The organism is Acetivibrio clariflavus DSM 19732, from assembly GCF_000237085.1.
Taxonomy (GTDB): Bacteria; Bacillota; Clostridia; order Acetivibrionales; family Acetivibrionaceae; genus Acetivibrio; species Acetivibrio clariflavus.
Map to the genome: position 1 here is coordinate 704,470 of NC_016627.1, position 15,247 is coordinate 719,716.

The window sequence follows — 15,247 nt, forward strand, 5'->3', positions numbered from 1 at the left end:
AGGGACTTCTTTTTACATAAATACTAAGCAATGTCAGTGCCTGATTAAAATCTCTTTTGATGCACTATCCTTTATTTTTAAGGAAAGTGCATTTTTTGTACAACATTGCTATGAAAAAGAATTATATAAAGTTTATGCAGAATATTTTATATGTTACCGGAAATTGAAACAGACAAAACGTTCTATAGAATATCAGATTTTTACCCAATATATAGTTTATAATTTATGATATTTCATGATAAGTTTTATTTGCCAATTAGAGTTAATATAGTATAATATTAGTATTGCTTGTGCATATACATTATAGTATGTATTTAAAGTATGTTTATAAGATACGTCATAAAGATGAAATAGGAAATTAAAAGTAAGTTTATAATTTTGAATTTACTGAAACAATGATAAAAAACTTCTGTGTTTGGCAGAAATAGTTATAAAGTTTGTTGATTGATTAAATTTATTACTTTAAGAAGGAAAAAATGAAACCGAAAAAAGAAAAAAATCCGAAGTTGCTGCAATTGCTAAGAAAAATAGTGACAGTACATATGAAATATTCAATATATCTATCAGTAACTGTTGACTATAGAATTCTTTTTAAACTTACTATGCACGAAACAGTTTTTTTGATAAATACCATAAAGAAGCTCTGACGGGCTTCTTTATTTATTAAACAAACCAATCAAAATGATGGAAAGTATTGAAGAATGAAAATAGTAAAATTGAAATTATTGCAAGGAAATGTTATAATAATATTTGGTTTTGTGTGATATTTCCCATAAATCAAATACTCTCCATGAAAAAATTAAGGGGGGTTATTAAAATATTAAAAAATAGTTGTTTAATTAAATTATTATTAGCTTTAGTATTAATTTTAAATATTACAGCATGCAATAATGGAAAAGATTCTGACAGTTCAAGCATTAAGCCTAGCCCTAGTTCCGTAAAGTTTTGCGATCAAGCTGAAGACTTTCTGATTTGTTTGTCTATTTACGGGGATCTGCAATGTTTTGATATTAACAATCAAAAGATACTATGGAATCAAAAATATTCCATTTATAGTAAGAATATTAGAAGACTCATATTTGATGATAAGCTAATTTTAGCAATCGGAAATGAATTGATACATATAGATCTGAAGAGTGGAAAAACACTTTCAGAGAAATCACTAAAGGGCGGTATTGCTTGGATAATAAAGGACGATAATAAAAGATTCATAGTAGTTGGAACGGAAGAAGATTTGATTTATTGTTTTGATGGGGAGAACAACAGAAAGTTATGGTCTAAAAAAATTGACAACGGTGCATTTATCTCTCCTGTTATATTAGGCAATTCTCTTGTTTTTCAATGGCATTTTAATGGTCCGCATTATGTTCAGGGTGCAATTGAACATAAAATTTACTCTTTAGATATTAATAATGGCAAAAAGAATTGGGAGTATGAATCAAAAGCAAGATTGCTTCCTGGAATTTTTACTTCTCAAAAAGGCATTATATTTAGTGATGTTGAAGGTACAATCACATATATGAAGGCAGAGGATGGAAATATACTTTGGAAATGTGATACAAATGAAAATCAGAGGGATATTTATTTTGATATGGCAGTTTACGGCAATACATTGGCTTTTTTTCACACGGAAGGGAAAGTGTATTTTTTGGATGAAGATACAGGAAATATAGTTTATAAGGATACTATTGGTAAAACTTTTAGTAACGTAAAAATATATGATGAGAATTCAATATATGTGTGCGAGTATAAAGTCATTAGTTCATATAGTTTGAAGGAAAAGAGAACATTGAATTCTTTAGATTTAACTCCATATGTTCATTATGTAGAATTATCTGACAATTCTATTTATGTTAAAGAGCAAGACCGCAAAATACATGCATTGGAAATGGAGAATTTTAAAGAGCAGTGGATTTATGAGGGAAGATTAATTGAATCTGAGTTATTTATTTCAGGCAATTATTTAATCTTTGTTTCCTCAAAAGAAGACAACACAAATGAGTTTGTCATGCTTGACCGGGCTACTGGAAAGGAGGTTAAAGTTATCAGTTAGAGGGTAGTACCCGGTAAGATATAGAGAAGAGCTATCCATTGCAAATGAAAAATGATTTGCGCTTTTTTATAGGGGGAGAAAGAATGCTTTCCTATCCTCATATCTTGAAATGTTATCAACTCAAATCCTATCTCAGTTGACAGGTAAATCTTGAAAAAACTTCAGGATAAATTTCCATTATGCGCGTTTAAGAATAGAAGTGGGATAGTTGCTTTTGGAAATGACTTTTTCTAGCGTTTAGCTCTCATTTGTAGGAGTTAGAGATTCAATTGGAATTTTTGTGGGAAACAGGATTAGTTATATAAAAAATACTTTTAACATTAATGTATTTATATTGAAGTTTAGGGGGTAATGTAAGTGAAAAAAATGCTTGCCATTTTCATGGCTTTAGTTCTTCTTATGCAAATTGCATTTACCAATGTTTGCTTTGCTGCATCAACATCTAATACTATAACAGTCAAAGGACGTTTAACCTACAAATATAAGAATTCTATGTCGGATACTGAAAAAACAGCTCCATTGAAAAATTTTACTGTGATACTGTATGATAAGGATATTTTTAGCAGTGAAAAACTTGGGGAAACAAAAACCGACAGTAACGGTAATTTTGTTTTTAAATCGATTAATACTGATGATGGATGGCTTGGAGGTGGAGTAGATTTATATTTTGTTGTTAAAGCTGAGGATGAATTTTCCTATGTAGTTGAAAGAAGTTTATCTAATAAAGTCTTAGATTATACGTCAGATCAGGTGGACAATGTTACAACGGACTATGATTTCGGAGAAGTTAATATAGGACTGAATGCACCTTTTCATATTGTAAATACTATTCGCAAAGCAGCTGAGGTATGGATGGCGGGTAAACCTGATTTTGACTGTAAACCTCCAAAGGTTAAAGTTGTATGGAAAGATGATTCTTATAGTGGAGGAACACGCTGTGGAAAGGATACTATGTATATACAGTCAATTAAAACTGATACCGACGAGTGGGACCAAACTGTAATTTGGCATGAATACGGACACTTTTTAATGAGCAATTTTGCAGAACAGCCTAAAGGAGCCGGTGGAAGTCATAACGCTATCGGGGTTTATAATAAAGGTTTGGCATATTCAGAAGGATGGGCAACATATTTCGGACAATATGTTGACGGAACTCCCAATTACAGGGATTCCAATGCTAGTGGGGGAATTTATAATGAGATAGAGACACCGAATCCAGATGTTCCGAATGAAGGTAATGAATATGCGAATGCGGCGACTTTATGGGATATAACGGATACGGTTAATGAAAGCCATGACAAATTAAGTGAGAGCTTTACACTTGTACAGAATGTATTTCACGAAAAAGTAGCATCTACAGGTAAATACAATCAAGGTCTTAGTGATTTTTGGACAAATTGGTTTGCCAAGGGGTACGCTAAGGGAAAAGAATATGAAATATGGAGCATTTTTAATCGTCACGGAATGCAGTTTGACAATGAACCGCCAAAGGTATCGTTTAAGAAACTTCCCAGTGAATTAATTACTAAGGACACTGAGGTTGAAGTTAATGCCACAGATAATATCAGGGTTGAAAAAGTGGAATTTTATGTTGACGGAGTATTAAAATCAACTTGTACTGCACCACCGTACAAATTTGTTATAAAAAAGGGAGAATACCCTAAAGGTAAACATATACTTCAAGCAAAGGCATATGATCCGGCAGGTCTTTATCAGACAGCTACAACTGGTGGATTCCAAGAGGCTGATATAGTATCTGATGTAAAAGTGACAAAACCGGTTTATAGCAATTTAACGGGCATGGATTTTTTAACTAATACAATACTGCAGCAAATCAGAGAAGCCTTTGGTGTGGCATATCAGCCGTTTATAGTAGATGATGGTGAAGAAGCAATAGCAGTTACAACAAAACATTGGGATGATATAGGTAGTATTCTTAAAGGAATGGGTAAGAGCTTTATTGAAATAAATGATGCTTCACTGGTGACCTATGACGACATAAAAATCTATGATTCTATTTTCTTGAACTGTAATTCCGGAGCAATCAGCTATGCAGGAAGAGCGGCATCTTCTATTGAAAGATTTGTTAGAGAAGGTGGGACAGTTTATGCCTCGGATCGTGCATATGCTTATATTGATAAAGCTTTTCCCGGGTACATAAAGTTTCCGTATAGTCCGTATATAGGAAGAGCTCAAAAAGTGAATGCAACAATCACGGATAAGGGATTAGCCAGTTATCTTGGGAACGAAAATATTAAAATAAATTACGATTTGAGCGGTTGGGTTGTTATTGAATCGGTAAGTCCCGATGTTACAACTCATGTGACAGGAGATTATTATAACGATTTTGGTATTTTGATAAAGGGAGCACCTTTATTGGTTTCTTTTCCTTATGGAAAGGGAAAGGTTATCTATACTACTTTCCATAATGAAAGGCAAATAACTGACGAAGTGGCAAAGATACTTGAGTATTTGGTTCTTAAAGTTACTCATAACATTCCGGAGAACAATGTAATAGATATAATCAATAAGTTTGATTATTTACCGATGAGTATTATGTTTTCAACACTTAGTCAAGGTGAAGAGTCAGAGATGTACAAGTTTAACTGCAAGCCTGGTTATGACTATCTTTTGACGATGGATAGCTATGGCGGAGATTATGATATAGAATTGTACAAACCGGATGGTACTTTATATTCCATTATACAGAACCCTATGCTATCCAACGGAATATATATTATGAATCCTGAAGCTGGAGAATGGGGATATAAAGTATTGGCAAAAGAGGTATATTTTGATGATGCGGCTTTTGTGGTGGGAATAGGAGAAAGCTTAAGAACACCAAGTATTACAAATCTGGAAGAGTTTACAAATAAACCTTTTGTTGATATAGAAGGTGTAGCACCGGGATATTCGAAAATTGAACTGGTAGTGAAAAATGGGGAGAATTCCGACCGCTACAATACAAGTGTCAATGACAGTGTATTTAATTTTTCCGATGTAATGCTTTATGAAGGAACAAATGAACTTACTGTATGCGGCAGTGTATATCGAGAAAGTGTCATTAATAGTGTTTATGGCAATCCGGACTTAAAAATACGGGAGTATATTATAGAATGCGATTTTACAGAACCCATAATAGAATTTGATTATGAATATGATGAAATTGTATATGTTGATGAGATTGAAATATCAGGCTCGGTGTCTGAGGAATGCAGTGTAATAATTAACGGTCAAGAGGCAGAGTTGGTTTATGGCAAAATAGGCACCAATCCGCATTTTGATTTGACAGTAAATCTTAGTAAAGGTGAAAATGTCTTTACAATAAAGGCTGTTGATAAAGCAGGTAATGAATCAGTAACTACTTTGAGCATTTATAGGGATGAAAATATATCCAATGAAACCAATCCACCTAAAGTTGTAAGTATTAATTTGTCAGAGGAACAGATCGTGTCCGATGATTATGTCATAGAGATCGTTGCTGAAGATGAGAGTGACTATGTTATAAGAGCAGCAATTGATGAAATTGAGGTGGATGCAAAAGATGGAAATAGATTTACATTGGAAAATCAAAAAGAAGGTAAACATCTGTTCAGTTATGCTGTTATTGATAGATGGGACAATATGACAACCGGTGAGGTGACTTTTTACATCTCAAAGGGTAGTTCCACACCTGCGAGTCCCTCAACACCAAAATCCAAATCTACAACTTCGAAAGAAAAAACACCAATACCGACACCTACACCAACATATACACCAACACCAACACCTACACCAACGCCTACAACGGATATACCTGCTACAGAAAAAGAACAAATAAAAGAACCGAACGATGAAATTCCTACTGGGTTTATCTTTAGTGATGCTATAAATCATTGGGCAAAAGACTATATATATAGTCTCCACTCAAAAGGGATAATTAACGGATATCCCGATGGCACAGTTAAGCCGGATAATGAAATTACTCGTGCAGAAGTGGCAGTAATTTTGGCTAAAGCTATAGGAATTGATTTAAAAAATTCTACGAAGGCAGATTTTAAGGATTTTGATGAAATACCTGAGTTTGCAGTTCAGTCAGTGAATGCTTTATATGAAAAAGGAATTTTCATTGGATATGAAGATGGGAGCTTTCGTCCATATAATAAAATAACTAGAGCTGAATTAATTACTGCAGTTTCAAAAGCATATAAAATTGAGCCTGTTGGTTCAACTACAAATGACTTTGCAGATTTTGAAGTAATACCGCAATGGGCATTAGGTTATATTAATGCTGCCGTTGAGAAAGGAATTATTAAAGGTTATCCGGATTTAACTTTCAGACCGCAAAGTAATATCAAGCGCAGTGAAGTATTTGCGGTTATATACAATTGCATATCTTGGTATGATAAACAAAGTAAAAATTAAAAAGAGTAATATTGAGGATTAAAAGGGTAATATAATAAAAAATTATTTATCATTTCAAAAGATTTAAACCTTCCTATACTGAATACTGGATATAATTCTGTAACAGTAAGGAAGGTTTTTTGTTTGATTCAGTACTGAAGGATTTTAGCTAAAGTATTGATAAATAATGTTAAAATACCGATATATATGATATAATAATTTACATGTCGGCATATAATTCCCTGCAGAGAACTGACGGGTTTTATGCAATTTTTTGTTTGAGGTGAGATGAAATGTACTGTGATAATAAAATTTGGATTGCTAAAGGAGAAAATCCCGTTTATCTTCTACCAGACAAGGCCAATAGGCATGGACTTATAGCAGGTGCTACCGGGACGGGCAAAACAGTGACTTTGAAAGTTTTAGCCGAGTCTTTCAGTGATTGTGGTGTTCCTGTTTTCCTTGCCGATGTAAAAGGTGACCTTGCAGGGTTGGCAGTGCAGGGAAGTGAGGATCCCAAAATTCGGGAGAGAGTCGCAGAGCTTGGGATTGAAGGCTTTAAATACAGTGCTTATCCGGTGCGTTTCTGGGATATATACGGCGAATGCGGAATTCCGGTGAGGACTACTGTTTCGGAAATGGGTGCATTAATGCTGGCAAGGCTGCTTGGACTGAATGAGACTCAAACCGGCGTGCTAAGCATAATATTCCGCATTGCAGACGATAAGGGATTATTGCTGATAGATATGAAGGACCTTCGTGCAATGGTACAATATGTGGGTGAACATGCCAAGGAATTTACCCTGGAGTACGGAAGCATTTCAACCCAAAGTGTGGGAGCGATTTTAAGAAGTCTTGTTGCTTTGGAGGATCAGGGAGGAAATCTCTTTTTCGGAGAACCGGACCTTGATGTTAACGACTGGATTCAGACTGCTCCTGACGGACGCGGATATATAAATATACTGCACAGCGTTAAATTGATTCATTCACCGGTGCTTTACTCCACTTTCCTTCTGTGGATGCTTTCAGAATTGTTTGAAACCCTTCCGGAAGTTGGGGATGCTGATAAACCTAAAATTGTATTTTTCTTTGACGAGGCACATTTACTGTTTAAAGATGCACCAAAAGTGCTTCTTCAAAAGATAGAGCAAGTAGTAAGATTGATTCGCTCAAAAGGAGTAGGTATATATTTTGTTACACAGAATCCGTCAGATTTACCCGATGAGATATTAGGACAGTTGGGTAACCGTATCCAGCACGCACTTCGTGCTTTTACCCCTTCCGACCAAAAATATGTTAAGGCTGCAGCACAGACTTTCCGGGCAAATCCTAAATTTAACGTGGAAAGTGTTATTTCGGAGCTTTCAATTGGTGAAGCGCTGATTTCATGCCTGGATGAGACCGGAAGTCCGAGTATAGTTGAACGTGCTTTTGTCTTACCGCCTCAAAGCCATATAGGTACTATTGATGAGGCAGTAAGAAGGCAGATAATTTTATCTTGTCCTATGAGGGAAAAATATGCACAGATGATAGATAACGAGTCGGCATATGAAATACTTAAGGATAGAGAAAAAAAGCAGCAGCTTGATACTAAGCTGAATAATCAGGGGCAAAAGGAACAGTATAATTCTGCAAGGCGTGTTAACAGCAGCAGTTCTGCCAAAAGGGTGTCTTCCGGCAGAAAGAAAACAGGTAAATCTTTTATTGAAAAGGCTGCCAATTCTGCTGCAAATACAATAGGAAGAGAGATTGGCAGAACTTTAATCCGTGGAATTTTAGGTTCACTGAGAAAATAGCAGGTATAGGTGCATAGGATGAAAATAAAAAGAATTATTGATATATCCGGTACAATTAGTGATAGAACTACTCTATGGCCTGGAGATGAAGGGGTTACCCTTGACAGGATTCAAAATATCGAAAGTGGAGATTCTTGTAACTTATCGGTTCTGCGTATGGGTACACACACATCCACACATGTGGATGCTCCCCTTCATTTTGTGGCAGGAGGTGCAGATACAGCTTCTGTAAATCTGAATAAGTTTATCGGTTTTGCAAAGGTTTTTAACCTAAGTACGCAAGACTGTATTAAAGCTTCCGATTTGTACCCATTGAATATAAACGTTGGGGATATAGTATTATTTAAGACAAAAAACAGTTTTTTAGATATGAACGGTTTGTTCCATAAGGGGTTTGTATATCTCGATGAATCGGCTGCGAGGTTTCTTGCGGATAAGAAAGTAGCTACTGTGGGTATTGACTACCTGTCTGTGGAAAGTTTTTATGCCGATAATGCTGTAACTCATAAGCTGCTGCTGCAAAATGAAATAGGTATAATTGAAGGCCTGCGGCTTAAAGATGTGCAGGAAGGCGAATACTTTCTATCCTGTGTACCGTTGAAAATAGAAGGTGCAGATGGCTCACCCGTAAGAGCCGTACTTGTGGAATTTGACTGATATGTCTTTGGATATTGGCTTTTGTGTTTTTTGCTTATTTTGGCAGTATAGCTGACTTCACTGGTTATGTGTTATTTGGAAATTGACTGCGCATTACTAAATCCGAGAGTGGTCGTTTGCTCTCCAGTCTGTTTGTATACACAACCAGGAATCCCGATGCTTAACGAGTTTGAAAAATTTTCAATCGAATAAATTCTATTAAATACAATACCAATCGTGTGCATATTTATTTTACACATGCCGATTAACAATATTTGCTATTTAAATATAAAAATTGTTATTAAAAAAAATTCCGATATTAATTATTGTTAGGTAATTATTTATCCAAGCAATTAATGGAGGTAACCTTATGATTAATTTTTCCGGTTATAAAGTGACAAAAGAAATTTATAACAGTGAAAATTCGAAAGTTTTTCGGGCAACCAGGGATTCAGACAATATTCCTGTTGTCATAAAACTGTTGAATAGGGAATATCCATCCGCCAAAGAGTTGTCGGCATTCATCAGGGAATATGAAATTATGAATAAGGTTACTGAGGAAGGAATTATAAGAGCCTATGGTTTAGAAAAATACAACAACAGTCTTGCCATAATTATGGAAGATATCGGAGCTGAGTCTGTTGCAAAGGTATTGAAATCATTTAAGGCAGATATTGATCAAAAACTGTCGCTGGCCATTCGGATGACAGAATCTTTGATTCAGCTTCATAAACATAATATTGTACATAAAGATGTCAATCCGAGCAATTTTATTTGAAATATCAATACCAATCGGGTAAAAATAATTGATTTCGGTATTTCTGCCGAGTTAATGCGGGAATCGTCCCAAAGTATCAACTTAAACAAGTTGGAAGGAACCCTTAATTATATATCTCCTGAACAGACCGGCAGAATAAACAGGCCCATAGATTACAGAACCGATTTATATTCTCTCGGTATTACGTTTTATGAATTGTTTACAGGGAAACTGCCTTTTCACGGTGATGACGAACTGGAGCTTATTTACTCCCATATTGCAAAGAAACCGGTTTCACCTATTGAAATAAATCCGGAAATACCTTTTGTTCTCTCGGATATCATAATGAAATTGATGGCCAAAACAGCAGAGGAAAGGTATCAGTCGGCATTCGGATTGATGAAGGACCTTGAACTGTGCAAGCAATTGCTTAGTGAAAAGAGGAGTATTAGCGGATTTATACCCGGACAAAAGGATATTTTCGATAGATTTGAGATTCCTCATAAGCTGTATGGACGCGAAAAAGAAATTGAAACACTGGTCAATGCTTTTGAAAGAACAGCGGACGGTACTTCGGAACTGGTACTGGTCAGTGGATATTCGGGAATAGGAAAATCCTCACTGATTCACGAGATTCGCAAGTCCATAACAGGCAGAAGGGGGTATTTTATATCTGGTAAATTTGACCAACTTGAGCGAAATATACCTTATTACGGGATAACCCAGGCCTTTAAAGAATTGATAAAACAGTTACTTGCACAACCCCAGCACAGTTTGGATGATTGGAAGGAACGCCTGCTTGTTGCACTGGGGAACAATGCTCAAGTAATTATAGATATTCTCCCGGAACTCGAGCAGATTATCGGCCCTCAGCGCCAGGTGGCAGAGCTAAACCCTCTGGAAGCTCAAAACAGGTTCCAGATGACTTTCAAGGAATTTATAAAAGTTTTTGCAAAGCCGGAACATCCTCTGGTAATTTTTCTCGATGATATTCAATGGAGCGATACATCAACTCTTGATTTAATCAAGTATATTGTTTCAACCGGCAATGTAAATTATGTTCTTTTTATAGGGGCATACAGAGATAATGAGGTACAGGAAGGTCATCCGCTGAACCGTATGATAAATGAGCTAATAAATGTGCAGGATACCTCACTTACTCCTATACATCAAATATCCCTGAAACCTCTTGACATTTCATCAATAAATCAATTGATAGCCGATACATTCCATTGTCACACGAGGGAAACCGAAGCTTTGACAAACATTATTTTTCATAAGACCAAGGGAAATCCATTTTTCATCAACCAGCTTTTGACAAGCTTGTACCTTGAAGGTGCATTTACATTCCTTCCGGAAAAGGGACAATGGGTGTATGATCTTAAAAAAGTAGAAGCTGTTGGAATCAGTGATAATGTGGTAGACTTGCTGGTAAAAGGTCTTGCGTTGCTACCTGAGGAAACTATGCATATTCTCAAATTGGTTGCCTGCATCGGAACTCAGTTTGATTTAAAAACTGTTTCAATAATCAGCGAAAAAACGGTTGCTGAAATCGGAAAGGCTCTATGGATAGCCATAGAGAAAGAAATTATTCTGCCATTGAACAACAACTATAAATACATAAATACTCTGAAAAATGAGATGAATCCTGTTGATTTGGACATGTATTTTTGCTTTGCCCACGATCGTATTCGTCAGGCGGTGTATTCTTTAATACCTGAAGACGAAAAAGAGAAAATTCATTGGCTTATAGGACAGGAGTATTTAAAAATCTTCCGGGATACAAAACGAGCCGATGAGATTTTTGATATGGTCAACCATTTAAATATCGGCAGGAACTTAATCTTAAATAAGGATGAACGGATTGAACTGGCAGATTTGAATATAACGGCGGGCAATAAAGCTAAAAAGTCCACTGCCTTTACTGTTGCGTTAAACTATTATGAAACAGCCAGGTCATTATTGTCCGACCAGGAATGGGAACTAATGCCGGATAAGTTCTTTTCCTTATTGTTGGAGCAGGCAAAAGCAGCTCTATTGTCATGGGATTTGCCTAAAGCAGACGGAATTTGTGATTATCTATCGACAATAGCAAAAACCAATTTAGAAAAAGGTGCTGTTTCCAATATTAAAGTTCTGTCACTGGTTTTTCAGGGTAAACTTTATGAAACAATCGTCGAAACACGAAAAACACTTCATCTTTTTAATATTTCCCTGCCGGAAACGCAAGAAGAGATTAATCAGAAGCTCCAGGAATACCTCAAGAAAATGCAGGAATTTTTAGCTAGAATACCGGTTGAGGAGTATGTCAATCTTCCTGTAATGGAGGATCCTGAAAAGCTTATGGCAATGCAACTGCTGTACCAGGTGGCACCTCCGGCAATTCAAGCCAATCCCCAACTCTATATGATTGTAACCCTGATTATGTTTGAGATGACCATGACCTATGGGACATCACCGTTAGCGTGCAAATGTTTTGCTGATTGCAGTGTTATTGTGGAAGATATGTTTGGTGATTATGATACCGGTTATAAACTGGGCGAAGCTGCTTTTGCACTGATCAAGAAATTAAAAGCAGAATCGCAAAAACCGCCGGTTTGCTTTATGTTTACCTATACTTCCTACTGGAAAGTCCATTATCAAGAGGCTTTGGATTATTATGACATGTCCTATCGGACCGGATTGGAAACCGGTGATCTTATGTATGTTACTTATGCTATAGCCCATAAAATGCATCTTTATATGTGGGTGGGTAAAAATTTGTCCGAGTGCAGGAAAGAAACCGAAAACACTATTGCTTTTCTTAAGCAGACAAAAAGTAAGGTGCCTTTGATTTTAGCCCAATTCATTTACTATATAATCGAGAAATTTCAGACTTTACCTTCTGAGGATGCTAAAAAGGATTTTGACATAAGAGATAAAGAAATGATAAGTGTACTTGAGAAACTAGGAAATTTGCCTTTTATGGTAAGGTATTTCCAATATAATACCTATGTAAATATTATTTCCGGGAATATGGAAGAAGCAGAAAAATGGAATATGATGGCAGAGAAGTTTATATTTGCATCTCTTACAGACTTTCCGGCAGTCGACCATTATTTATTCCAGGGACTGATCCTGGTTAATAAATGGAACAAAGTATCGTTAGAAGAACAGTGCAAAATAAAAGAAAATCTATGCGTAATAAAACAGAAATTAAAGAACTGGGCGGAACATTGTCCTGCAAACTTTGTCCATAAATATTACCTGTTATCTGCCGAAATGGCGAAACTTGAGAACGAACCCCTTGATACTGTTGTTGGTTATTTCAGAAAGGCTATGGATAGTATCGGAAAGAATGATTTTATTCAATTTAAGGCACTCATTAAAGAATTGTACGGTAAATTCTGGCTGGAAAAAGGGGACGAAACAATAGGAAAAGCATATATCCGGGAAGCTCACTATCTATACAAACGATGGGGGGCATTTAGAAAAGTCTCGCTTCTGGAAAGAGAATACTCTTATTATTTTACAGCTGAGGAAAGTACTTACAAAGGTACATTTGTAACAAGGGGGACAACATCATCCTTAAGTAACATTGATATGCGTTCAATTTTGAAATCATCCCAGGCAATTTCAAGTGAAATCAAGAGAGACAAGCTGTTAACTATATTGATAAGTACGATGATTGAAAATGCCGGAGCCGAACGGGGATGTTTATTATTGCATAACGAAGCAGACGATCAGTTCTATATTGAAGCTGTACAATGCGATAATGCCAGTCAGTTAAACGTTGCTCACTCCCATCCTTTTACCGAAAGCAGGGATTTATGTGTAGAAATTGTGCAATATGTTATACGAACCAAGGAAACTATAGTTATTCATAACGCTTGTAAAGACGATAACTGGCAGAATAATCCGTATATTGCAAAAAAACGGATCAAATCGGTTTTATGTATACCTGTTATTTATCAGAATCGTCTAAAGGGTGTGGTTTATCTGGAGAATAACCTTTCGGACAATGTGTTTACGTCAGAAAGGTTGGAAACATTGCAAATTCTGTCTTCCCAGGCTTCAATATCCATTGAAAATGCCAGACTTTACGAAAATATGGAAGAAAAAGTAAGAGAAAGAACGATGCAATTGAATGCCGCTAACGAGAAGCTGAAGGAGCTGTCATTACGTGATCCGCTGACCAATTTGCATAATAGAAGATATGCTTTTGAGTTTGCAAATGATAAAATTGCTCAATTTATTAAAAACAAAACACCATTAATGAATAATAATGAAAAAAGGCAACTGTCGGTGCAAGGAACTGTTGTTGGGGTAATTTTAATTGATATCGACCATTTCAAGCAAGTAAATGATGTTTATGGCCACTCGGCAGGAGATACCGTGTTGGTTACCATATCAAATATCCTAAAAGGTATGATAAGATCTGAGGATTTGTTAGTGCGATGGGGCGGCGAAGAATTCCTGATAATTCTATACAATACAAAACCTGACTATTTGAGGATTTTCTCGAAAAAAGTTCTTGAGAAGATCAGGGAGACACCGATAAAAATATCTGAAAACCAAGTCATATATAAGACTTGTTCTCTAGGATATTCAGAGATGCCGTTACTATTGAACAATCCCGGTCTTTTTAACCTCGAGCATATGATAAACTTGAGTGACTATGCAATGTACCGTGCTAAAGAAAACGGAAGAAACTGTGCGGCTCAATTTAAATTAGTTCAACAGGAAGGAAAAGGCGAGGAAATCAAGAATTACCTGGTTAATTTGTCAAAGTGCGATAAAGTTAATGAAGAGTATTTTAATATAGAATTCATATAGGAGAATTAAATTACAGGGTAACCTGCATTGTGTTTAATGGAACCGGTATTAAAAGGGATTTTCTTGTGCTGCCTATAAAAATAGAGGGTTTAGACGGCTCACCCGTAAGAGCCGTACAATTGGATTTTGACTGATATATGTTTGGGGTGTTATTTAATGTTGACAACACCCACCGCACCTGTGAATGTTAGGACAGTCAGAAGTGTCGGAACTTCTGGACTTTATTATGTTTATATTTTTAAATACCGAACTTAACTCGTTGCTTCCGCATTTGGGACACTTAATCAGCTTTTCGGTTCTTTCGCTTATTTTAGCCATAATATTAAACTCATGGGAACATTTTTCGCATTTTAAATCATAAAATGGCATTAAACCAACTCCTATAATTTAGTACCTTACCAATTCAATTATAAAAGACCCGCCAGGTTTGCACAAGATAGAAATTTATTATCCAAAAAAGAGGTTTGGTTTAGTAAAAATTTGTAAGTGAAAAATAGGACCGGTTTACCGTAAAATTTTATGGACATAGGTCTTATTAAATGATAAAATAAAATTAAGTCAACTTAATTATCTTTATTTAAGTATCAAATCAAAAGAGCCTCCTGTATAATTTTAGATTTGCTATAAGTTTATATTCAAAACCTTGTAATTGTTGTAAAAAGATTTCTTTTTATGATATGTTCTTGATTTCAACCGAAATTTTAATAAATTTTGGCTATTTCCCCTTTTATCTTGAAGTCGGGGTACTTAAATAGTAAAATGGAAAATATATATTTACTGTATATTTGTATTTGTACATATTGATTA

6 protein-coding genes and 1 pseudogene are annotated in these 15,247 nt (G+C 35.6%); 6 read left to right on the plus strand and 1 reads right to left on the minus strand.

Annotated features, from left to right (window positions below; all coding sequences use genetic code 11):
• Positions 1–694: 694 nt before the first annotated feature.
• From CLOCL_RS02995 to CLOCL_RS23635, 6 genes and pseudogenes are all read left to right on the plus strand, one after another.
• Positions 695–2,053 carry an outer membrane protein assembly factor BamB family protein gene (locus tag CLOCL_RS02995; protein ID WP_014253957.1) on the plus strand — a complete coding sequence of 453 codons (1,359 nt, stop codon included), beginning with the start codon at positions 695–697 and terminating at the stop codon, positions 2,051–2,053.
• 366 nt (positions 2,054–2,419) lie between these two features.
• Entirely contained in the window at positions 2,420–6,457 is a 4,038-nt protein-coding gene (locus CLOCL_RS03000; RefSeq protein ID WP_014253958.1) for an S-layer homology domain-containing protein, read from the plus strand.
• A gap of 272 nt (positions 6,458–6,729) precedes the next feature.
• Positions 6,730–8,232, plus strand: a complete 1,503-nt coding sequence (locus CLOCL_RS03005) for a helicase HerA-like domain-containing protein (RefSeq protein WP_014253959.1) — start codon at positions 6,730–6,732, stop codon at positions 8,230–8,232.
• A gap of 18 nt (positions 8,233–8,250) precedes the next feature.
• Positions 8,251–8,889 (plus strand): cyclase family protein, encoded by a 639-nt coding sequence (locus CLOCL_RS03010; RefSeq protein ID WP_041714890.1) that lies wholly within the window; start codon positions 8,251–8,253, stop codon positions 8,887–8,889.
• A gap of 349 nt (positions 8,890–9,238) precedes the next feature.
• A pseudogene (locus tag CLOCL_RS23630) lies at positions 9,239–10,699 on the plus strand (ATP-binding protein); the annotation flags it as partial.
• Positions 10,700–13,207: 2,508 nt separating this feature from the next.
• Positions 13,208–14,440, plus strand: coding sequence for a sensor domain-containing diguanylate cyclase (locus tag CLOCL_RS23635; protein ID WP_338029052.1), 1,233 nt, complete (start codon positions 13,208–13,210; stop codon positions 14,438–14,440).
• Positions 14,441–14,593: 153 nt separating this feature from the next.
• Here CLOCL_RS23635 and CLOCL_RS03025 read toward each other — a convergent pair whose 3' ends face one another.
• A complete protein-coding gene (locus tag CLOCL_RS03025; RefSeq protein WP_014253961.1) occupies positions 14,594–14,809 on the minus strand; it encodes an FmdB family zinc ribbon protein in 216 nt (71 codons plus the stop codon).
• Positions 14,810–15,247 lie beyond the last annotated feature (438 nt).